Origin of the sequence: Pedobacter cryoconitis (assembly GCF_014200605.1) — a bacterium.
GTDB lineage: Bacteria > Bacteroidota > Bacteroidia > Sphingobacteriales > Sphingobacteriaceae > Pedobacter > Pedobacter cryoconitis_B.
This window is the reverse complement of the sequence record NZ_JACHCE010000004.1, coordinates 375042-398708: the sequence shown is the minus strand read 5'-3', so window position 1 is coordinate 398708 and position 23667 is coordinate 375042. Positions and strand designations below refer to the sequence as shown.

Annotated in this window: 18 protein-coding genes; 10 read left to right on the top strand and 8 right to left on the bottom strand. The window is 38.1% G+C overall.

What is annotated here, in order from left to right:
• Positions 1–69: 69 nt before the first annotated feature.
• Positions 70–639: a Crp/Fnr family transcriptional regulator gene (locus tag HDE68_RS14995; RefSeq protein ID WP_183883024.1), complete on the top strand. Its 570-nt coding sequence runs from the start codon at positions 70–72 to the stop codon at positions 637–639.
• A 36-nt stretch (positions 640–675) separates the two neighbouring features.
• Here the strand turns inward: HDE68_RS14995 and HDE68_RS14990 are convergent, their stop codons facing one another.
• Both HDE68_RS14990 and HDE68_RS14985 read right to left on the bottom strand, forming a co-directional pair.
• A complete protein-coding gene (locus HDE68_RS14990) occupies positions 676–1704 on the bottom strand; it encodes a hypothetical protein (RefSeq protein WP_183883023.1) in 1029 nt (342 codons plus the stop codon).
• Between the two features lie 77 nt (positions 1705–1781).
• Positions 1782–3185 (bottom strand): alpha-amylase, encoded by a 1404-nt coding sequence (locus tag HDE68_RS14985; protein ID WP_183883022.1) that lies wholly within the window; start codon positions 3183–3185, stop codon positions 1782–1784.
• Positions 3186–3503: 318 nt separating this feature from the next.
• Here HDE68_RS14985 and HDE68_RS14980 point away from each other — a divergent pair, with 318 nt between their 5' ends.
• The 4 genes from HDE68_RS14980 to HDE68_RS14965 all read left to right on the top strand — a co-directional run bounded on the left by HDE68_RS14980 (position 3504) and on the right by HDE68_RS14965 (position 6039).
• On the top strand, positions 3504–4022 hold the full coding sequence (locus HDE68_RS14980) for a DUF4303 domain-containing protein (RefSeq protein ID WP_183883021.1): 519 nt from the start codon (positions 3504–3506) through the stop codon (positions 4020–4022).
• Positions 4015–4839, top strand: a complete 825-nt coding sequence (locus HDE68_RS14975) for an ankyrin repeat domain-containing protein (RefSeq protein WP_183883020.1) — start codon at positions 4015–4017, stop codon at positions 4837–4839. Before HDE68_RS14980 ends, HDE68_RS14975 begins: the two co-directional genes overlap by 8 nt.
• 3 nt (positions 4840–4842) lie before the next feature.
• Complete coding sequence (locus HDE68_RS14970; protein WP_183883019.1) at positions 4843–5658, top strand: ankyrin repeat domain-containing protein; 816 nt, start codon at positions 4843–4845, stop codon at positions 5656–5658.
• A gap of 84 nt (positions 5659–5742) precedes the next feature.
• The gene (locus tag HDE68_RS14965; protein WP_183883018.1) at positions 5743–6039 is read left to right on the top strand and encodes a hypothetical protein; all 297 of its coding nucleotides are present in this window, start codon (positions 5743–5745) and stop codon (positions 6037–6039) included.
• 99 nt (positions 6040–6138) lie between these two features.
• Here HDE68_RS14965 and HDE68_RS14960 read toward each other — a convergent pair whose 3' ends face one another.
• On the bottom strand, positions 6139–6312 hold the full coding sequence (locus HDE68_RS14960; RefSeq protein WP_183883017.1) for a DUF6496 domain-containing protein: 174 nt from the start codon (positions 6310–6312) through the stop codon (positions 6139–6141).
• A gap of 237 nt (positions 6313–6549) precedes the next feature.
• Here HDE68_RS14960 and HDE68_RS14955 point away from each other — a divergent pair, with 237 nt between their 5' ends.
• From HDE68_RS14955 to HDE68_RS14935, 5 genes are all read left to right on the top strand, one after another.
• A complete protein-coding gene (locus HDE68_RS14955; RefSeq protein WP_183883016.1) occupies positions 6550–7731 on the top strand; it encodes an ROK family transcriptional regulator in 1182 nt (393 codons plus the stop codon).
• 75 nt (positions 7732–7806) lie between these two features.
• Positions 7807–11073 carry a SusC/RagA family TonB-linked outer membrane protein gene (locus HDE68_RS14950; protein WP_183883015.1) on the top strand — a complete coding sequence of 1089 codons (3267 nt, stop codon included), beginning with the start codon at positions 7807–7809 and terminating at the stop codon, positions 11071–11073.
• A 19-nt stretch (positions 11074–11092) separates the two neighbouring features.
• Positions 11093–12688 carry a SusD/RagB family nutrient-binding outer membrane lipoprotein gene (locus tag HDE68_RS14945; RefSeq protein WP_183883014.1) on the top strand — a complete coding sequence of 532 codons (1596 nt, stop codon included), beginning with the start codon at positions 11093–11095 and terminating at the stop codon, positions 12686–12688.
• 99 nt (positions 12689–12787) lie between these two features.
• Entirely contained in the window at positions 12788–14221 is a 1434-nt protein-coding gene (locus tag HDE68_RS14940; protein ID WP_183883013.1) for an alpha-L-fucosidase, read from the top strand.
• Positions 14222–14262: 41 nt separating this feature from the next.
• On the top strand, positions 14263–16950 hold the full coding sequence (locus HDE68_RS14935) for a glycoside hydrolase family 3 protein (RefSeq protein WP_183883012.1): 2688 nt from the start codon (positions 14263–14265) through the stop codon (positions 16948–16950).
• A 96-nt stretch (positions 16951–17046) separates the two neighbouring features.
• Here HDE68_RS14935 and HDE68_RS14930 read toward each other — a convergent pair whose 3' ends face one another.
• The 5 genes from HDE68_RS14930 to HDE68_RS14910 form a co-directional block, all read right to left on the bottom strand.
• Positions 17047–18588: a S41 family peptidase gene (locus HDE68_RS14930; RefSeq protein WP_183883011.1), complete on the bottom strand. Its 1542-nt coding sequence runs from the start codon at positions 18586–18588 to the stop codon at positions 17047–17049.
• Between the two features lie 2 nt (positions 18589–18590).
• Positions 18591–20123, bottom strand: a complete 1533-nt coding sequence (locus HDE68_RS14925; protein WP_183883010.1) for a thiol-activated cytolysin family protein — start codon at positions 20121–20123, stop codon at positions 18591–18593.
• 101 nt (positions 20124–20224) lie between these two features.
• Complete coding sequence (locus HDE68_RS14920; protein ID WP_183883009.1) at positions 20225–21256, bottom strand: thiol-activated cytolysin family protein; 1032 nt, start codon at positions 21254–21256, stop codon at positions 20225–20227.
• Between the two features lie 16 nt (positions 21257–21272).
• Positions 21273–22415 carry a thiol-activated cytolysin family protein gene (locus tag HDE68_RS14915; protein WP_183883008.1) on the bottom strand — a complete coding sequence of 381 codons (1143 nt, stop codon included), beginning with the start codon at positions 22413–22415 and terminating at the stop codon, positions 21273–21275.
• 1 nt (position 22416) lies between these two features.
• Entirely contained in the window at positions 22417–23562 is a 1146-nt protein-coding gene (locus HDE68_RS14910; protein WP_183883007.1) for a hypothetical protein, read from the bottom strand.
• Between the last annotated feature and the right edge of the window lie 105 nt (positions 23563–23667).

Sequence of the window (23667 nt, the reverse complement as noted above, 5' to 3'; positions counted from 1 at the left end):
TGTTTTGAATAGCAGCAAAAGTAAAATACTTTATTATCATAAAAAGGACAATTGTCCCGGATCATTTATATGTTACGAACCAATACTGATTTATTAGCCTTTATCGGGCGGCTTTATACACAGCAGACAAGAAAGGAAGATGTTATCCTGAGGTCTTTCAGTAAAGGCGACAGGCTGCTCGATCAGGATGTGCAAATAAGTAAAGTAATGGTAATCAGTGATGGAGTGGCAAAGTGTTTTATCACGGAAGAAAATGACAAAGATTATCTTTTTGAATTCCTGGGTAAGGGGGAGATTATAGGTGAAATAGAAGCGCTGAAAAACAGGGGATGTCTTTGTACCGTAGAAGCAATAAGTGCAGTGAATGCTTATGTTATGTCTGCATCTTTTTTTCTGTCCCTGCTGGATAAAAATCTTGAAATGAATAAGATTCTGCTTCAGGTATTAGCAGACCGTATCCTTAATACGAGCAGCAGAGCATCCTTTCAGCAATTGTATTCTTTAGAGCATGGTCTTTCTAAATTATTGCAGCTGCAGCAGAAGGAACAGATTGTACTTTCAAGAGATGATATGGCAGCCTATTTAGGTATTACAGTGAGGAGTTTAAACAGGGCATTAAAACAGCTAAAACAATCATAATAACTGTCTTTTTATGATAATGCCCTGTAAAGGGTTTTAAGGTAAGTTGACTTTAACCAGTTCTATGTTATTCTTAAACAGCGCAATTTGGTTATTCAACGTGAAAGCTTTATTGAATAGTAAAACGGCATTGTCCTCATTGTTTTTAAAGGGCTTTTTAAGCCGGATTAACACACGGTCACCCTTTTCTATCTCATAGGGGGCTTTTCTTGATCCCGATATTTTTTCAACCTTTACCAAAGCATTTGAACGGGCTGATACCAGTTCACCGGGATAGCGGATATCCAGCTTTTCCTGATTGATTTTTAAAGAAAAATCTGAATGGTTTACTATAAATATCTCTGCGTTCAGTGTGTCATTTTCGCAATAACTCCTTAGCCTGAAATTCACTCCTGAAAGTGCAATCTCCTGAGCACTGACAAATACAAATGGGGATTGTTTAATTTGTTTTAAAGTAGTCAGGTAAGCTTTCTGTTTTGCAGTAAAATCAGATTTAGTATTAAATGAATAACTGGTAGCAGTGATTTGATACTTTTTGAGATATGCTTTATAGTCTGAAGGTGCCAGAACTGCGGGCAGGCTCATTACTGTTGGGGATTTATAGGTTTGAGACGGAGAACTATAAGTAGATAATCCGGATTCTTTTTCCTCTGTTTTATAAGTAATCAAAAGATTATAAACACCTTTTAAGTATCCATTTCTACCGGTAAGCTGATTTTCTCTGAGCTCATTTAAAGGCTGGAAGTTGAGCAGGACAGCTTTGTTTTCTCCAGGTTTGAGGATCATAGAAGCTGTTCCTGTTTTAGGTATTGTACGGAGCCCTTCGGTAGTAGCTATTTCAATTTCACTAATGGTTAAAGTAGTGCTGCCCGGGTTGCTGAGTTGCAGGTCTGCCTGTAACTCCTGTGTTTTAATAGTCGCAGTCAGGTTTGCTGTAACTGAAATCTGCCCGGATTTTATAGCAGTAGTTGCGTAATTCAAATTACCTTTAACCCTTTTAGTTTCGGTATGATTTTTACAGGCAAAAAGTAGGGTAACGAGGATTAAAGGAATGATTCTTTTCATGGTTTATGATCAGTAATAAAGAGTTGAAGCCTGCTGGAGAACTTCAACTCCCGATTAGCATAAATTAATAACTTTATTTATAAGCCGGTCACAGACCAGATTGAATAGGCATGAGGGGGCGCTTGTATCAATACACGTCCGTCAGCTGCAACTGTTTGTACCCAGTTCGAAATACCTGTATATTCTTTTATTTTTTGATTAGCCCAGTTAGAGGTTACCCATTGCTGCTGCCAATTGTCAGTGCCATTGAAATAGACAATTAAACCAGGCTGTGTTCCGTATCCGTTTCTTCTGTCTATATATTGATCAGGTGCTGAATATAAATTAGAAGTAGTACCCCCCGCCAGATTTTTATGTATCCAGATCAGGTTATTCATCCTGTTTTTATCTAATAGATTTTCGTAGTCTTTATAGAATATACATGGATATCCTTCGTGAGTCATGATATAAGCATAAGAAGAATATTTGTTATAAGTAATGTCAGTATCATGGTTACTTACAAAAGTAACGGCTTTGGCAGCGTTCCTTTTTAATAACATATCGCCATTAAGTTTTGTCAGGTCATTACCGTCAAAGGCATCATGCATGGCATAAAAACAAGCAAAATCAAATGCCGAAGAAGTTTGTTCGGTTGCATCTACCCAGTTCTGTAAATTTGCGGCATTTCCATCCCATTCTTCACCAACAGCAAATACTGCAGCCGGTCCGCCAACACTATTGACAAAGTTCTTCACTACCCATGCGCCATATCCTTTAACATAATCAAAGCGAAATCCGTCAAAATGAATATTGTTCTTGTAAAATTTAGACATACTATAAGAAGCATTGTAGATCCAGTTAGATACATTGGCTTTTTTATGGCAGAGATCAGGAAAACCGGCAAATGCACCTTCATCACTGGCTTCTATATCATTTGGGTGAAAATCGTTGTAAGTACGATTAAATTTGCCCGAAAGAGGGGTATATTTAGTATAGGTATTTGTATTTGTATAGGGATTGGTTTCTAAATTTCCTCCGCTGCAATGGTTAAGTACCATGTCGGCATATACTTTAATATTATTGTTATGTGCGGTAGCTATCAATTTGCTCAGGCTTGTTGAATCGCCAAAACGGGTAATTGTCGTTCCCATTTGATTATAACTTCCAAAGTCGAAATAATCATAAGGGTCATAACCCATACTTGTTCCGCCACCTTGTGCTTTAGTGGCTGGTGGTAACCATATTGCGCCAATGCCTGCTGCCTTCCATGCTGGTATTTTATCATTGAGAACATTCCACCAGGAGCCCTGAGGAACGTCCCAGTAAAATGCCTGCATCATCACATCGCTGCCAGATCCTGTAGCTGCATCCACAGCAATTTGTTTTTGGACGTTGGGTAGAGGAGAATTAATGGTTTCTGATTTTTTACAAGCAGAAAAGGAGAGAAAAATACCCATAAACAGGGCAGTTCTCACCGATAGGTAAGATGTTTTTTTGTTCATACGATTTGGTTATTTATTTGGTTTAATGTTTTTCAATGGTACCATTTTCAGTCAGATCCTAATATTTCGGGAACGTTCCCGTACTACAGTAAATGCTTTTATGATGAATAATTTTAAAACTACTATTATTTCTCTGATTTAATATATACAGGATGATTTTTGTTTAAGCTATTCATGATTTGTTAATTAATGTTATTGAATAGCAAGGTTTTATACAAATTAATAGTTGGGTTGTGAATCACGTTAACTAATAATTATATATTTATTGATAGTAATTAATAAAGCATTTAATCGTTAGGAGTTTCTAAAGCAATGTATATGAATAACTGGATAGAATTTGAGAAAAAGTATAATTTTGAAAATACAGTATTTGAATTGACCAATGCATCTTTTGAGCTGATTGCAAAGTCTGGGGATTTTAAAGAAGAAGTGTTCGGAGCATTTGCATTCAATTGTGGAAGCGGGGACATTTCTTTAAGTTTTGATACGAGCACAGGTGTTGATTTGCGTAAACAGGGGTATTATCCACCGGATTGGACAAATGAAGTTATGGAAGCTGATATCGAAGAAATTGGAGAACTCTGGCAAGATAAGTATGAACATATTCAGGATGCTTTTGATGAAATTATAGAACTTAATGATGCTGATTTTATTGACGAATTTGAAGCTGGTTACCTCCACAGTTTAAGAAAGGTAATGGTGAGGCTTGAAAATAGTAAAGCATTTGAAAAAATAAGTACATCAAAAGACTTTTGGACTTTAGTTACACAGGTGGACGCAGATACGGATCAGGAAGAAGAATTGCTGGACGCGGTTAGAAAAAATAATAATGACTAAAAATACGGAGATATCGGCATTGCGTATGGCTTGTTATCAGCAGGATATAGCATTGGTGCAGCAGCTCTTGTTAACTGTAAAACCTGTTGCACTAAATAAAAAGCTTGTTGACTATGATAACCCGGTTCAGGGGACACCCCTGCAGCTTGTTTGTAAAAATGGGAACCTGAATATTGTAAAACTCTTAATTGAAGCAGGTGCCGATAAAGAGATTAAAGATGTTGCCCGGCAATCTCCTTTATCAATTGCAGTGAGCAATGGCCACTATGATATCATTGATTATTTGATAGAAATAGGGGCGGACATCTATTCTAAAGGGCCTAATAATTTACAGCCAATTCATTTTGCCTGTGTTTATGGAAGCCGGAAAATAATAGAATTACTATTATTAAAAGGTGTTGATGTAAATTTAGTTGATAGTCTGAAAAGCTCTCTGCTTGATTTTACGACAAACCTGGAAGGAGGGAACTTAGATGCAGCTAAAACATTAGTAGAAAACGGAATTAGTAACAGGTATTTTCCTGCTGCTTTTAAATGGGCATGCTGGAGGAATAATCCTGCAATAGCAAAATACTTGCTGGATTGTGGTACTGATTTTAGGGGAGAGACTACGCCAAAGTCTGAGTTGTTATTCTGGATTTGCAGTTTAGGACATAAAGATATAGTCGAATTGTTATTAGAAGTTGGCGTTGATTTTAAAACAAAAGTCAAATTCAAAGGTAAAATGATGGTTTACGATGGTAGTCCTTTAGAAAGGGCAATGGCAACCGGACAAACTGAAATTGTAAACTTGATAAATAGTTTTAATAAGATATAGCACATGGCAAATAAAGACATTTTTGAAGCAGCAAACGAGGGAAACATTCCTTTATTAAAAGAGATATTATTAACAAAACCGGATTTGTCTGCATTTAATGTCTATGGATTTACAGCTTTACATTGTGCTGCAATGGGAAGTAATCTTGTAGAAGAAAATATAATTCTGGAAGTATTAAAGCTTTTGGTTGATGCAGGCAGTCCTTTAGAAATCCTTTCCAGTGATGGGAGGACCCCGCTTTATCTATGTGCAGAATTTTCTTCTTCGATAAAACCCGTTCAGTTTCTTATAGGAGCAGGTGCCAATCCTGATATTTATGTCAATGACCACCATATTGTTCATAATGCATTTCTGCCTGAGGTCAAAGAATTATTAGCTGAATTAACCGGAGTAGCGGTTCCTGCGGAGCCTGAACCCGGTCCACAGTCTTTGAAGATGAATGCTGCAGCATGGAAAAAAGCAAAATTAGCTCTTGACGTCGTATTCAATGAATTGAAAAATACTGGTTTAATTGCTTTGCAGGATGCAGGGGCTACACAATCAGATGGTTTTGAGGATTGTGCAGAAGAATTCCATAAACATAAGGATCAGCAGTCAATTGTCGGATTTTGTTTTTATACCAGACAAGATATTAACCGTGCTAAAAGAACCAGTGAACTTCCTTTAGCTGTTTGGGGAGCCCCTGAGGGGAAAGCTAAAGATACAGAAAGGGTTGCAGGAATAGTTGTTGAGGCTTTTAAAAAGGCTGGAGTTCATACAGGATGGAACGGAAGTGGTTCGGTGCGGCCTTCTTTATATTTACATAGCTTTTCTGAATAAATTCTTATCCTGTAGAAATTAAAAACATTTTAAGCATGGTCTTGTTTAATCGTTTCACCTATTAACAGAGGGAACAATTAGCATATGGAACCATTCAATATTAAGCTTGAGTATCATCAAAAAGATGTTACTTTGACTATATTACCAGAGCCTGATCAGAAAGCGTATTATAAAGTAATTTATTTTGGAGGTATACTTGGTGCCTTGTATTTTGATGGAGAAGATTGGGTAATGGTTCAGCCAGAAGATATTCCGGCTGGAGATTTACCTCTATACGATCCAGATTTAAAAGGTGAACATCTGGAATTAAAATTTACTGAATATCTGGCTGAACAGATAGGACATGAAATTGATCTGTATCATGACCAGCAAATGTTGTGATTTAATCATTATCCTGGATAAAAGTCTGATGGCATGAAGTGCTCTGATGAACAGTGTAAATAGTATCCTGCCTGAAATAACTCAGGCAGGATAAACACCTCATTTCTTTTTGGGCACTTTTGCCCCTTCTTTTCTTGCTTCTGAAAGACCAATAGCGACAGCCTGTTTTTTAGAAGTTACCTTTTTCCCGCTTCCTGATTTCAATTTTCCTTCTTTCATTTCGTGCATCGTAGCTTCTAACTTCTCTGAAGCCTTTTTTGAGTATTTGGCCATAATTTTAGGATTTTATCTTAAAAGGTTAATAATTGTTTCTCTATGAATTTCCAGCTTAACAAACCTGACTGAAAATGGTTTTTTGGAAATAACCTTAAATACAACAATAATCCCTCAAAGAATTAAAATATATTTTTAAGTACCCATATACTTATTAAAAAAAATAATAAGTATTGCATTTGTTTAATATTAAATTATTAAGTTTGGTAAAGGCAACTAAACCAACATATTATACTGATGAAAAATAGAGGGCTCCTGAGGGTTGATATTATTAAGCAACTTTATTATAAAAATCCACTCTCTCTTACAGAGCTGAGTAAACTCACTCAGAAAAGTTTGCCGCTTGTAACTAAGGTCGTAAATGACCTGGTAGAAGAAGGATATGTTCAGGAACAAGGCCTTGGCCCTTCAACCGGGGGCAGAAGAGCTTCTCTTTTTTTATTGAACCTTGAAAAACAAAGATATGTTGTTGCTGTAGCGACCGATCAGTTTACTGCACGTATGATTATATACGATCTGGCTAATAACATTATCCACCCTGTTGAAATGATGGAGCTTGAACTCTCAGATGATCAGGAAGCCGTAGATAAACTAGTTTCCTTTATTCAGAAAAACATTGAAGCTTCTGGTCTCGATAAGAAAAATCTCCTGGGAGTAGGCATCGGTATGCCGGGTTTTATCAGCTCGGAAGAGGGCGCAAATTATTCTAATCTGAAAACGAACGATGGCTCACAGCTGGGTGAATATCTGACTGGCAAACTGAACCTTCCTGTATTCATGGAGAACGATTCACGCCTGATTGCAAATGCTGAACTTTATTTCGGTGCAGCGGTAGGAATGAAGGATGTCATGGTGGTAAATATTGGCTGGGGTACAGGTTTGGGGATGATCATTAACGGTCAGTTATATCGTGGAAACAGCGGTTATGCAGGTGAGTTTAGCCATATTCCATTGTCAACCAATACCGGGATACTGTGCTCTTGCGGTAAACGCGGCTGTCTGGAAGTGGAGACGTCTTTATTAGTAATGACGCAAAAAGCAAAAGCAGAAATAGAAGCCGGTGCAGCAACCAGTATGACCGAACTTTTTAAAGACAAAAGCAGAAATGTTGGAGAATTGTTTCTGGAGGCTGCCCGCAACCACGATCCTCTGGCAGTTTCTATACTTTCTGAAGCAGCGTTCCATATAGGAAAAGGGGTAGCTACATTAATCCATATTATGAATCCCGAATGCATTGTTCTGAGTGGGCGCGGTGCAGCAGCAGGAAAAATACTTCTGCCGCCTATTCAGCAGGCTATCAATGAATTCTGTATTCCAAGAATTGCAGCTCAGACCACAGTTGTACTTTCAGAACTTGCAGCAGATGCAGAATTACTGGCATCAGCCAGCCTGGTGATTGAACATAGTCTATTTGAATAATTATCTTTTGAATTCACACATGCGTTTCTAATAAAATAAAACTAAATCGAATTAATAACCTAAACCACACCAAACATGAGAAAAATTTACTTAAAGTATTTAAGTGTTTTTCTGTTAACTCTGTTGACAGTCAGCGCTTTTGCACAAAAAAACCTTACTGGAACAGTAAGGGATGCTTCGGGGCCGATTCCCGGAGTTAGTGTTTCCTTAAAAGGAAGCTACAAAGTTACCCAGACAGATGGTAACGGAAAATTCTCCATCGCCGTCAGTACAAATGATGTCCTGTCTTTTTCTGCGGTAGGTTATGCTAAACAAGAAGTTCCTGTTGGCAACCAAACTTCACTGAACGTTACCCTGGCCGAAAGTGAAAATAGTCTGAATGAAGTTGTGGTGACCACAGCGCTGGGTATTAAACGCCAGGAAAAATCACTTGGTTATGCCGTAAGTACGGTAACAGCTAAACAATTGACAGAAGCCGGAAATACAAACTTTGCATCTGCATTATATGGTAAAGCTGCCGGTGTGAAAATTACCACAGCGCCAGGTGGCGCAAGCAGTGCGGTCAATGTCCAGATCCGTGGAATCAATTCTATCAATTACAATCAGCAGCCTTTATATGTTGTGGATGGGGTAATGATTAGAAATGACGCACAAAACGGGGCGAAAGGTGCTAATAACAATGATTACTGGGGTGATCAGCGTATCCGGGGAAATGGTATTCTGGATATCAACCCAGCAGATATTGAAAGTCTGACCATTTTAAAAGGAGCCAGTGCATCTGCCTTATATGGTTCGGATGCAGCTAGTGGTGTAATTGTGATTACAACTAAAAAAGGATCAAAAGACAGAGGACTGGGAGTTGATTTCAATTACCAGGGTTCCATAGATAAAGTTGCATTTTTGCCTAACTTTCAGAATGTATATGGTCCGGGTTACGATAGAGCAACAAATTTAGCCAATGCTGGCCGTGAAGATGGCTGGATTGCTGATGCGAGTTCTCCAACAGGATTAAGACCGTATTTTAGAGCTTATGCGAATTTTGGTCCAAAAATGGAAGGCCAGCAGGTAAAGTGGTGGGATGGATCAATCCGTTCTTACTCTCCACAGCCTGATAACTATAAAGATGTATATCAAACTGGTTATACTTCAAATGCAAATGTGGCTATCTCAAATCAAAGTGATGCGATCAATTATCGCTTCTCTGCTTCACGTCTTGATTATAGAGGAACACAGCCAGGAAATACAGGTTCAAAGAATTCCTTTAACTTAAATTCTACTGTTAAGCTTGGATCTAAAGTGTCAGCAGATGTGATTGTAAGTTATGTAAACACGATCACTAAAAACAGACCTTATCAGCTTGGGCAGGTTTTAGGTTCTTTTGGCGGTTACTTCAGCCGTGCTGAGGACATGAACTTAATGAAAGAAAAATTCCAGACCAGCAATGGATACAAGTATGCGCAATTTAATCAATTAGATCGCCCTGAGCCATTTATTTACAATATCAGAGCAACCAATTTACTTGACTTTTACTGGCAGCAATTAAAAAACGAGTATACTGAAAATGAAAATCGTTTATTGTCAAGTTTCACTTTAAACTGGGATGTTGCTAAAAACTTAAAGTTTAGAGGACGTATCGGTAATGATTATACAGGACTGAGATCTGAGAATAATCAGTATACAGAAGTGCCGATAGCATTGAACGGTAATACCAGTACAGGGGGATATACTACTACACAAGGGCAATATGCTATTCTGTATGGAGACGCTTTACTGACTTACTCTAATAAAATTGGTAAAGATCTGAATTTATCGGTAAGTGGTGGTTATCAGGCTAGAAACGAGACTTATAAAGATCAGCAATCCAACACGAAAGATGGATTAGTATCAGAAAACTGGTTTTCAATAAGTAATTCGTACGGTATTGCCGAAACGTCTGACACCAGAAAAAAACAATTGAAATATGCTTATTTAGGAATTTTAAACTTAGGCTATAAAGATTTCTTGTTTTTAGAAGGTACTGCACGCCGCGAGTATGCATCTACTTTGCCTCCTCAGAATAATCAATACTCTTATTATTCTATGAATGGTGGCTTTGTTTTCAGTGATGTTATCAAATTACCGAAATTCTGGAACTATGGTAAATTAAGAGCGTCTTACGGTGTAGTAGGTAATGCGCCGCCTCCGTACGAAGCAAATATCGTTTACACGCAGTCCTCTCTTCAAACTATAAACGGATCAGTTCCTTCACTGGTAACTGCTAGTGCTTATGGGAATAATACCTTAATGCCAGAAATGAAGTATGAGACTGAGTTTGGTTTTGAAACCCGCTTTTTAGATGGCCGTTTAGGACTTGATGTAAGTTACTATACTAACTATATCAAAGATCAGATCCTGCCATTACAGATAAGTACGACTAATGGTGCTAAAAGCCAGCTTGTAAATGTGGGAAGAATTGGTAACAAAGGATGGGAAGTAGCCTTAAACGGAACACCAGTAAAAGGCGAAAAATTCCGCTGGGATACCCGTTTGAATTTCTCTTCTAATAAATCAAAAGTAATTTCATTAATGGAGGGAATGTCTGATTTGAATTTCTATTCTTCAGATCAGTCTACTGCTAAAATTGTTGCTAAAGCCGGCGAAGATTTAGGTAATATTTATATCCGTCCAAGAGCAACTGATGCAAAGGGCAATTATATTATTAATGATGACGGATTGTATGTGATGGATAATAGTACCTATGTGAAAGCAGGAAACATTATGCCTAAAGTAGTTGGCGGTATTTCTAACACTTTCAGCTACGGTAATTTATCATTGACTTTCACTATTGACGGCCGCTTTGGCGGAAAGATGGTTTCACCAAATCTTAAATTTATGCGTGGGGCAGGAATGCTGGAAAACTCTATGCAATACAGAGATGCTGCACATGGTGGATTAACGTATACAAGTAATGGTAAAACCTATGATGATGGCGTATTGTTACCTGGCGTAAATCAAACTACAGGTTTAGCAAATACAAAAATTATTTCTGCTGCTGATTATTACATCAATACTTATAACTGGGGAGAGGGAACTTTAGCAGAAGGGGAGATCTTTGACAATAGTTTCATTAAAATGAGAGAAGCCGTATTGAGTTATAAATTACCTGCTTCATTTACCAGCAAACTTAAAATTACTAACCTGAGAGTTGCACTTACCGGCCGTAATTTATTCTATATCTGGCGTACGCTGAAAGACCTGGATCCAGAAGCTCCGTTAGGAAGCAGATGGTGGTCACAAGGGGTAGATGTGGGCTCGACTGCTGCATCAAGAAGCTATGGTTTTTCAATAAGCGCGAATTTCTAATCGCATTAATCCAGATAACATGAAAAAATTAATTATAAATATAAGCTTTGTTTTAGTTGCAGTAACATCATTGGTGAGTTGCAAAAAAGCTGTTGATGAAAAATTCTATAACCCGGAAAAATCAATCAATGCAAGTCTTTCCGGACTTTTTACAGCCATGTTAAATAATGACAGGGTTGCTGCCAAATATTGGAACGTACGTACATTTTTATGTCAGATGCCTGGTGTATATGCACAAACGTCGTATTTCCCAAATGCAAATTCAGTGTATCAGCAGAGCGATGGTTATTCTCAAAATTATTGGGATGACTTTTATGCCACAGGTGGTAATGGAAGCGGGGTTATGGCACAATATCGTTCTATGGAAACAAAGTTCAGCACCCTTTCTGATGCAGACAAAACAAGTCAGAGTGCGCTGATGCAGGCTGCTAAAGTTGTTTTAATTGAACAGGCTGCAAAAATGGTAGATTTATGGGGTGATATTCCTTATTCTGAAGCTGGTAGTCTGGAAAAAAACAGTACAATTGTGAACCCTAAATTTGATGATCAAAAAGCATTATACACTGGTTTTATCAGTGATTTAGCAACAGTAGCGGCTTATTTTAAAGCAAACTCTACGAATAAAGATTTTGCCAAAGCTGATATTTTGCTTAGAGGTGACATGAATTTATGGGCCCGTTATGCTAATTCATTACGTTTGAGACTACTAATGCGTATTTCAAAAGTAGATGAAGGAACAGCAAGAACTGCGGTAATGGATATGCTAAGCAATTCGGCAAATTACCCACTGATAGACGGTGCGAACAGTGCTTTATATAATCCAGGTTCATCTGACGTATTATTGCAGCCACAAACCAATAGTACGAGCGATTTAAGTGCTGCCTTTATGGAAGGAAGCTGGTATGCTACAGATTATATGTTGAATACAGTGATGGTGCCTGCAAATGACCCGCGTATTCCGGTAATCTATGATAAGTATGGCAGAACAGTAAATGGTAAATTTATACCAAATAAGACTTACAAAGCAATGCCGGTTACGATGAGCGGATCAGATCAGGAGACCAGTTTCCCGGATTATGCTGTACTTGATTCAGCAACTTTCCTTTATAATCAGAAATTACCAGGTATTGTGATCACTGCTTCTGAGGTAAACCTGCTGAAAGCTGAGGCTTTTGAAAGATGGGGAAGTTCAGCAAGTGCTCAGACAGCTTATGAAAGCGCTTTAAGACAGTCTGTTACTTTCTACTATTATCTGAATAATTTAAATAAAGGTGGTGGGTATGTTAATCCTCCAGCTCCTTTAGCAACTGATATTGATGCATGGATAAGCTCGTCATCGGCTGCTTATACTGGCTCTCAGGCAAATAAACTAGCTAATATCTATACACAGAAATGGGTACATTTAGGTGTTCTTCAATCTACTGAAGCCTGGTCTGAATACAGAAGAACAGGATTTCCTGTCTTAACTTTCCCTTCTGCTGGTAAATTATCTGGTTTTGATACGCCTCCAACCAGGTTAATTTATCCTTCACAAGAAAAAGTATTAAATGCCGCCAACTATCAGGCAGTGCAGGCTAAGGATACCCGTAAAACAAAAATATTCTGGCAACAATAATGTTGCGCTGATTTTTAACACCTATAAGTCCCGGTTACATCTTTTTAGCCGGGACATTTTTATATTCAGGAAATGAACCATTTCAAAAAATAGATGCTCATGAAAACAAGAATTATAATTGCGGCTTTGCTTGTTAGTGCTTTTGGAAAATTAACGGCACAGGAAAATGGGGTTCATCAGCAATCAACAGTTTATGAATGGCCTTCTGATCCGCTGGTCAAACAGAAACTGGAAAACTGGCAGGATAAGAAATTTGGGATGATTGTACACTGGGGTTTATATGCTGTACCAGGTATCATTGAATCCTGGTCTATCTGTTCTGAAGATTGGATAGACCGTGATAGTACAAAGACTTATGACGATTATAAAAAGTGGTACTGGGGTTTAAGCAATAGTTTTAATCCGGTAAAATTCAATCCTGAACAATGGGCCAGGGCTGGTAAAAGTGCAGGGATGAAATACCTGGTGTTTACCACCAAACACCATGATGGCTTTGCCATGTTTGATACAAAAGAATCTGATTTCAGTATTGCCAAAGGCCCTTTTGCGAGTAACCCAAAGGCAGATGTTGCCAAATATGTTTTTGATGCTTTCAGAAAAGAAGGTTTTATGATCGGTGCCTATTTTTCTAAACCAGACTGGCACTCCCCGTATTACTGGTGGTCAAAATATGCTACTCCCGACCGCAATAATAATTATGATATCAAAAAGAACCCCTGGAGATGGAATAAATTTAAAGATTTTACTTTTAACCAGATTCAGGAGCTGATGACAAATTATGGAGGGATTGATATCTTATGGCTGGATGGGGGCTGGGTAAGACCTTTGGAAACGGTCAACGAAGAAGTACTTTCCTGGGGTGCCAATATCCCAAAATGGAGCCAGGATATTGATATGCCTAAAATTGCCGGTATGGCCAGAAAAGCACAGCCTGGTTTATTAATGGTGGACAGAACTGTGCATGGCCCTTATGAAAACTATCAAACCCCGGAACAAAAGATACCAGATCATCAGTTAGATCATCCCTGGGAAAGTTGTATGACCCTGGGGGGTGCATGGGGTTTTGTGAATAAAGATCAATATAAACCAGCTGGCGAAGTCATTCATAAATTAGTGGAAATCGTAGCTAAGGGTGGAAGTTTACTTTTAGGAGTAGGGCCTGCTGCAGATGGGACTTTACCTATTGAAGTTGTTACCAGATTAAATGATATTGGTCAATGGACCTCAAAAAATGGTAAGGCGATTTACAATACAAGAATTACTAAAAACTATCATAGCGGGCAGACCTGGTTTACACAAAGTAAAGACGGAAAAACCCGCTATGCAATCTATTGCAGAAACGTTGGTGAAAACACCGCCGGAACAATCAGCTGGACTGGTAATGTACCTGAAAAGGGAACGGCACTGACTATGGTAGCTAATGGTAAAAAACTAAAATGGAGCAGTTCAAATGGAAAGACCATAGTAACCTTACCTGTTGGGCTGGTGGGGGCAGAGCCTGCTCTGTCTTTTGCATTTACTCCTGCTAATTAGTGTTTTACAAGCTTTATGTTATACAAAATAAAATGTGACTGATGAAATATATAATTACTAAAATTATGCTGTTGCTGGTTCTGCTGAGCAATGTGGCAATTGCAAATGATAGTATCAGCGTAGTTAAGAAAAAAGTTCCGCTGTATAAAAATCCAAAGATACCAATTGAAAAAAGAGTAGCGGATTTATTATCCCGAATGACCCCTGAAGAGAAATTCTGGCAGATGTTTATGATCCCCGGTGATCTGGATGGCGTAGATAAAAACCGCTACAAAAACGGTATTTTTGGTTTACAGGTGAGTGCTGTTTCGCAGGGTGGCGGTGGCGCCGGGCAAATGCTGAGTTATAATACACAGGAAAATGCATATACACTGGCAAAAAAGATAAACGCGATACAGCGTTATTTTGTTAAAGAGACCCGTTTAGGAATTCCTGTCATTGCGTTTGATGAAGCGTTGCATGGTTTAGTCAGACAAGGAGCTACAGCTTTTCCACAGTCTATTGGTCTGGCGGCTAGTTTTAATACAGCTATGATGGGGCAGGTAGCAGGTACAATTGCTCAGGAAACCAGGTTAAGAGGGATCAGAGATATTTTAACTCCAGTAGTCAATATAGCCTCTGATGTACGTTGGGGACGTACAGAAGAAACCTATGGTGAAGACCCCTTTCTTTCTTCTGCAATGGGGCTGGCTTTTGTAAGTGCATTTGAAAAACAGAATATCATCACAACGCCCAAACATTTTGTAGCCAATGTTGGTGATGGCGGCAGGGATAGTTACCCTGTTCACTATGATGAACGTTTGCTGGAAGAACTCTATTTTCCTCCTTTTAAAGCGACTATACAACAGGGGAAAAGCCGCTCGCTGATGACTGCTTATAATTCGTTAAATGGTGTTCCTGCAACTTCTAACAACTATCTGCTTACTCAGAAGCTGAAAACAGAATGGGGTTTTAAAGGTTTTGTGATCTCTGATGCCGGGGCAGTTGGCGGCGCAAATGTATTACATTATACTTCCAGTGGTTATGCTGATGCAACCAGGCAAGCAATTACTGCCGGGCTGGATGTCATCTTTCAGACTGAATACGAACATTATAAATTGTTTATTACCCCATTTTTAGATGGATCGATTTCGCAAAAGCGGATAGATGATGCTGTTTCCAGGGTTTTAAGAGCAAAGTTTGAACTGGGGCTTTTTGAAAATCCTTATGTATCTGAGCAGGAGGCGCAAAAAGCATTAAATGATCAAAGTCATAAGGCTATTGCCAAACAGGCAGCTCTTGAATCATTTGTACTGCTGAAAAATGAGCAATCAATTTTACCACTAAAAAACATCAAACATATACTTGTTGTTGGAGAAGATGCAGTGGAGGCTCGTTTAGGCGGCTATAGCGGAACTGGTAATGGGAAGATTAATATCGTAGAAGGGTTAAAGAAACGGGCAGGTGAACAAATTAAGGTAACGTATAGCAAGGGGAGCAGCCGCAATCCTGTTTCATATATACCTATTGCGCAGCAGTTTTTAAAAGCAGATACTGCTCATGGTCTTTTTGCTGCTTATTTTGATAACCTTACTTTAAGTGGTCGGCCGGTATTTAGCAGAATAGATAAAAATGTAGATTTTATGTGGACACTTTCCTCTCCTGATAAGCGTCTGGCTAAAGATCAGTACGCAATAAGGTGGACAGGAGGGCTTAAAGCACCAAAATCCGGGACTTATCAGGTTGGTCTGGAAGGGAATGACGGTTACCGTCTTTATCTGGGTGAAAAACTATTAATTGACAAATGGGAAAAAATATCATATCATACCGAATTAGTATCTTTTGATTTTGAACAGGACAAAACATATCCTGTTCGCATAGAATTTAAAGAACCCAGAGGCAACGCACATATTAAACTGATCTGGAACTATGGAGTATCAGATAATCGGGACAAGGAATTAAATGAAGCAATTAAACTAGCCGCAAATGCGGATGTAATTGTCGTAACTGCAGGAATAAAAGAGGGTGAATTTCAAGATCGTGCCATGTTGAATTTACCGGGAAACCAGGAACAGCTTATCCGGGCGATGGAAAAATCGGGAAAACCGGTAGTGGTCTTATTGGTTGGCGGCAGTGCAATTACGATGGACAATTGGTTAACAGACGCTGCTGCGGTTCTGAATATCTGGTATCCAGGAGAAGAAGGCGGAAATGCGGTTGCAGAAACACTATTTGGTGATTACAACCCTGCGGGCCGTTTACCTGTTACTTATCCTGTTCATGAATCACAGTTGCCGCTGGTATACAATCATAAACCAACTGGCAGGGGCGATGATTATAATAACCTGAGCGGGGAACCTCTTTTTCCTTTTGGATATGGTTTGAGTTATACGAAATTTGACTATAAAGACTTGAAAATAACCAAAAAAGAGATTTCAGGAAAAGAGGCTGTTACTGCAAGTTTTACTTTAAGTAATATTGGAAGATATGCTGGTGATGAAGTGGTGCAGTTGTATATCCGTGATTTGCTGAGCAGTGTTGCCAGGCCTGTATTGGAATTGAAAGGTTTTAAACGCGTTCACTTAAAAGCAGGAGAGATTAAACAGGTCTCTTTTGAGATTACGCCTCAAATGTTAGAAATGCTGAATGCAGAGATGAAAACTGTTATAGAACCAGGTAATTTCAGAATAATGATTGGTTCTTCAAGTAAAGAATTAGTATTGAAAGATACTTTAATGGTATTGAAATAATAATTTTTCAGAAAGGTGCCTAAGTACCTTTCTGAAAAAAATTACTGGTTATTTATCATTCTGAATTATCAGAGGATCAGTAACCAGCCTGTTCTTTTAAAATTTCTTTATTCTGATATGAGATCTCTCTTTGATTAATCCTGTCGGAATAGCTAAATCAGCTTTGAATTCAACACTGTTGAAATCTGCCCCAGCCTCTTTTCTGAATGATTCTTGTCTGGCAAATTTAGATGGGAAAATTAGTCCTAAAGAAGCTTTCAACCCCGGTTCATTGGTATCACCGAAATTAAATCTGGCATCATCATCTGTAGTCAGGTCTGTATGCATTCCATCAAAATAATTCCCCTCATCTCTGGCATTTAAGTTTTGAAACATGGAATAGTAAACCGTGTTTCTACCTATTTTAAGGCCAAAGAACCCAACGGGTTTACCATATGTTTTAACCTGCTGACTACCACTGGTTGAAACTCCAACAAGTTTGACATCAAGGTAGGGTCTGAGACAGTTAATCAATAATTCACTTGCAGAAGCAGTCTGGGAACTTACGATGAAAATAACTCTTTTCAAAGAGCTTATTCCTGCCGTTTTATCAAAGTTATAGGTGTTTGAATTCAGAGAATAATCACCATCGGCCATAGTTGCCGGGCGGTTATCTATATAGAACAAAGGGCGTCCGTTATCATCAGTTAAGAGCTGATTTTTCAATAGTTTAGCTGCATTGCTCTGCATCACTGCATTGTACCTCTCTTTACGCATCACCTGTTTATCAAAAGCAGACGGAATAATCAGGTTAGCAAAATAATCAGCAGTTGAAATATATCCACCAGGATTATAGCGTAAATCAACAATCAATTCGGTAATATTTTCGTTCGCAAAACGGGAAAATACCTCGTCAAGTTGTTTATCCTGTCCGTTTGGACTGCTAAATCTTAGATAGGAAAGATAACCGGTTTTTACACCATTATAATTGAATATAGTGTCCTTGGTTATCGGCTCAGCAACAAATTGCTGTTTTTGCAACGTAAAAGTTTTTTCTGGTTGTAGTGCTGATTTTTCAATAGTTATACTGATCTGAGCACTGCTCACGATAGAATTAAGATATTTGTAAAAAAGGGTTTTAGTCTCAACAGGGGTATTGTTGAATTTAACAACCTTCATTCCTCGCTGCAGTCCTGCTTTCGCAGCCGGTGAACCTGAAATAACATATTCTATCCGGATATCATCTTCCTGAACAGAAACAAACGTTAAACCGAAACCTGCATTCAGGCTGCCATCAGGGACTTTATTTTCAGCTGCATTATCGTTGACAACTATCGCCGAGTATTTAGAAGCTTTCGGATTCTGAGGATTATACTCAAAAGGCTTTTGTGTTTCAGGATTTATTGCATACTGGCTGATATCAAACAATTCCTGATCAAGCGTAATGTAACCTCTGGGGTTGAAAGCCTGATAAGAAGGTAATTTATCATTCCAGAAGTAAACTTCCTTTGCATAAGAAAAAACAGAATCCCTGACGAGTAAATCGCCAGGGTTTTCCTTTTCAATAGTTAAAGACTCAGATTTTTTGCAGCTGGCAAAGGCCAGCAATATAAAAAAGACTACAAAATGCTTCAAACCAATAGGATTAAATGAGTTCATTATTAAGGAAGTATTACTACATAAGATGAATCAGAGCTACCATACCTTATTGGAGGATCACCCTGGTAATTCGCATCTATTCTGGTTAAGTGCGCAGTATTGTTAATACGCCATGCATCACCTTCTCTTACCATTGAAAAGCCGTCTCTATGCGAACCTTCTCGAACCATTCTAAAATTGTTCAGACTGAAAGTTATTCTCGCTGGTGCTATAATCGGTAAAGTTGCCTGCGGATCTGCATAAAAATTCAGATAAGCCCTATACTTATTTCCTTCAGTCGTTCTGGTCAGTTTTACATAGATTTTTTCAACCGGGGCATCAATCCTGAAATTATTATTGATTATTTTATTGTCTTTCAAAGATTTCATTTTAAAGGAGATAGGTACTCCCGGAGTTTGTGCAGAGAAAGAAGAACCTTTTTTAATAAATCCTACTAATTCATCAATAGAAAAAATCTGTTTAACGGCTTCAGCACCATTCGGACCAATAAAATATATTTTCATCATCGAGTTATTGATGGTCGCTGTTTCAGAAGAAGTCAGAGATGATGTTCCTGAAACCAATCCGCCCAGTACATTAAATGCTTTCTTATAGGTACTGTTCACTACATCCTGATTTTCATCACTTTCAATGACCAGTATACCTGTAGATCCATAAGTAATGTTGCTGATATAAGCTGGCCAGTAACCGTCCACAGCATTCAGATCAAGATTGGCATACAATTCACCTTGTTCAGGAACGTCCATGTCCAGCGAAAAGTTTTTCTGTATAAATTTGGCCACAAGACCTGATTTTTTGGCTATTCTAAGCACCCCGTTGGTACTTGTAGAACCTGAACCATAAAACAATGCGCTTACTTTTACATTAGAACCAAAAACAGTTCTAAGTTCATCATAATAGGTAAACTCCTGAAGACTATAGCTATAAGCTGCATTTTGAGTATTTGGCATTCCATTATCCTGTAGTAATTTACTGTAGAATTGTGAGGCCGAGAGTTCATTGGGGTTAAAGATTCCAGACACCGTTTTTCCTGGTAAAGAAACAGAAGCACTGATCGGTCTGGATTCATACTGTCCCAGTCTTTCTGATAATGGGGTCATGTCAAGACTGGAGATCGTATTTCCCTTAATCAGGTTACCCAGGTAAAAATTGTCCTTTTGTCCCAGCCATTCAGGTAGCATTGTAAATTCATCAGCATAACCAATAAAAGATCTTCCGGCAAAATCGCCAAGCCACATACTGTCTTTTCTGATATGGACTGCTCCGATTGTTCTGTCATTCCATGAACCAATGTCCATTAATCTGTCTGGGAATTCCACACCACTTGTTTTTCCGGAGTTTATCCTGGATTTGATGAATGATCCTTCCTGAATCCAGCTGTGGAACGCATTTAGTGAGCCGCTGTTAATACTGACATTGCCTCCTTCCGGAGATTTTAATTCAGTATTTTGGCCGGCACTTTTGATATTTATTGCCTGTTTCTTGCAAGAAGAAAAGACAATGATGACTAAAAATAGGGTATAGCGTAATTTCATAGGACTAAATGGATTAATAGGTTTTGGAACCAGATATGAATAACAGCTTCCTTTTTACAGGAAGCTGTTATGAAGAATTAAAAACCGTGTTTTTATTACGATTAGTTAGGTAGGTTTACATTAAGCTTAAACAGCGAGTAATCACTTAATCTTCTTAATCTGAAACTGATAGGATAACCGGGATTGTCGGCAGAAAAATCCCCTAAAGAAGTTACATAGGTAATAAATGAATTGTATCCGTCTATAGACATCGGACTCCCTGAATTTGGTCCGCCAACTAAAAATAGAGTTATGGTAGACTGCTGGATCAGATGTTTTTCATATTCGGTAAGTGTTTCAGTAGTTTTCTTGAAAATCTTATTCGTTACCTTCGTAAAAGCTTTATTTGTTTCTTCCATATTGAGATCTGTTTCTACAGATAAAATACCTCTCTGACCATATGAAATTGAATTGATATACACAGGGTCCTGGCCTCCTGCTATCAGAGCTGCGAGTTCAGTTTCCCCGATTAATTCAGTTTTTTTAGGTAATGGTGTATCAACAGTAAAGTTTTCAAGTTCAAAACTAGCTACAAAACCAAATCTTTTCTTGATGGTAGTTACGCTATGATTTAAACTAGAGGAAGAAGAAGAAAATAGTCCTCTTACACTTAAATTATAACCAAATTCCTTTCTTAACTCATCATAATCATAGAATGGTCTGTAAGTATAGGAAAATGCCCCAATCTGTGTATTCTGGAAATTGTTTCTCCTTAAAATGTTTTGCAAAGTCTGTCTGAAAGAAGACATTCTTGGGATATTAATCACATCTCCAACATTTTGTCCTGGAAATGAACAGCTGATTCTGATTGGTAATTTCTGATAGCCACTCAGACCCCAGAATTGAGCTGAATCAGTCAGCAATTTTCCTGAAAGTATGTTGCCCAGATAAACGATGTCAGCATTGTTATCCATTACCGTGAAATCAGATGACTCGACCAGGCTTTGGATTTGACGCTTTCCTGACTCTTGATTCACTGAACTCTGGCCAGCTGTCAGAGATTCGTTTTTTTTGCATCCGTAAATACTCATCATCAGTAATGAACAAACACTTAACAAAATGATCCTTGTTTTTCTTAATTGAGTAACATCCATGATTGCTATTCTTTAATTATTTGGCAAGGTTAATTTTGAAGATCGTTTTAAACAAAGCGAAGTTCTTCAGATTTCTCATTCTGAATGAAATTGGTCCGCCATAACTTTCGCTTGTTACCGAAGCACCAGCCAATATTGCATTTTTGAATGCCTCATAACCCGTTACTGTTGCTGTATAAGCCTGGCCCGGGCCAAATTTCATGTAAATAGTGATTTTAGCTTTATCCAGTAATGCTTTCTGAGCGCTGGTTACGTTAACATCAGATTTTACGATACCAATGTTTAAGCCTGCCTTAAAAGCCACATTGAAATCCTGGTATGAAGCATCAGTTTCGGCCATAAACATCCCGAATCTTCCATAAGTAACAGAGTTAACATACACTGGTGCATATTCATCCATTACTGCATTAGCATCAGCAGGGCTGATTAGTTCGGTTTTTTTAGGCAGTGACATATCAACAGTAAAGTTTTCCTGAACAAATTTGGCAATAACCCCTGTACGCGCTTTAATTTTAGTTCCACCACCATTAACACCGATACTTACTATTTTACCGATATCTACGTTTGCACCAAATGTGTATTTAAGTTCATTATAATCCGTAAATTCACTTGAAGTATAAGAGAAGCTATTGATCTGAGGAACAGTTCCTTGTCTTGCTACTACCTGGCCAATAAAATCACGGGTACTTACAATATCAGGGCTCTCGATGACACCGCCAACGTTAGTTCCGGGAATGGAAAGACTTGCACGTATTGGCAGGGCATCATAATCCCTTACACTTAGCGGGTTAAATAAATAACCATTTACAATAGATTTACTATTGAAAATTGCACCAGGGTAGGCAAGATCCGCGTTCTCGTTTGAAACCATAACATCGTCGGTTTCCACAAAAAGTGTTTTTCCGCCACCGTTTGACCAGGTGCTGTCTCTCACAATTCCGCCACTGGTTTTCTGGCCATTAATTAATTGGTTGAAATTAAGGATTGAACCTTTTCCAATCTCAACGATAGGGTTTGCGATAATTTTTCTGTCCTGGAAAACGCTTAACTGTCCGTCTTTTGATTGTTCGTTTTGATCAGGTGAAGCAATTTTTGCTTCCTTCTTACAGGACACTGTTAGTCCGATTGCTAGAATAGAGAGTAGATGTACTTTCTTCATTTTAATTGAAATTTATGGTTTTTGGGTAATTGAAATTCTTTAGAAATTTGTCACTTGAATAAGTATTTCTTAATTCGAATGCTATAGGGACTCCACAGTCTTCATAACTGAATGTTCCACTATTGACAAAATTTGAAGGAGGGCTGGTAATCGCTGAAAAAGTCTTAATAGTTTCCAGTACATTACCCAGATTATTGTTAAGTTTAGTTTGTTCTACGGCACTATATCCCCTGAGATAGGTATATACTTTTGCAGTACTTAATTTTTTAAGGTCACTGTCAGAAACCGGCAGATTTCCGGTAACATTCTGAATGATTTTACTTATTTCCCGCCAATCCAGCTTAGCGTCAATAGTCATGATAGAGATTTTACCATAAGTAACCTTGTCAATAAAACCGCTTTCTTCATTTTTAAGCACATCAAGGCTATATGGCTGTTTAAAAAAATCTTTCTCTGTGTCGGCCATTCTTAAAGAGAATGTTTCTTTTCTGTTATAGTAAACTAATCCATTTTCTACTTTTTCCAAATCGGTATTGCTGCTAATTTTAAACAGATTGCGGATGTCTGAATTTTCTCCAAATAATAATTTTAACTCGTTATAGTTAGAAAAATGATAATACTCATAACGGGAAAAACCAAACAGACTGGGTTTCGCCCCCTTCAAATATTCACGGACAAGGCTATCCATCCCTGCCAGATTATTTACTGGTACATCCAATCTGAAATTCGGGGCATTAAAATTATAAGCATTTGTGGTTACTAACCGGAGTGGGTTTCTTGTATACCTGGTATAGGATTTAAATACCCCTTTATTTTCCATAAAGTATTTTCCATCAATTGGTGAACCCAGATAAAGGGCGTTATAATCACCGTTGATAGGGTATAAGAACTCATTTTCGAAGTTTTTTCTGATGACAATGTCTGAGATTTTATCTTTATTCCAAATCGTATCTATAATATAATATCCTGACTTTGCAGCCATATTCTGGAATTCATAATCACTATAATTCTTTTTTACAATGACCTCTGCAGGTGAAACCGGAACTTGGTTTACCGGCGTATCTTTTTTGCAGGCCAGAAGGCTGATAGTAAATAGAGAAATAAACAGATAGTTCGGTATAATAAAAATATAGTTACTTTTTAGCATAGTAACCAGTTATAAAGTGCAGATATAATGACATGTTTAATAAATTGATACTCTTGATTAATTGATTTTATTTTATTTGTCAAAATTAGTGCATTGTAATTAACT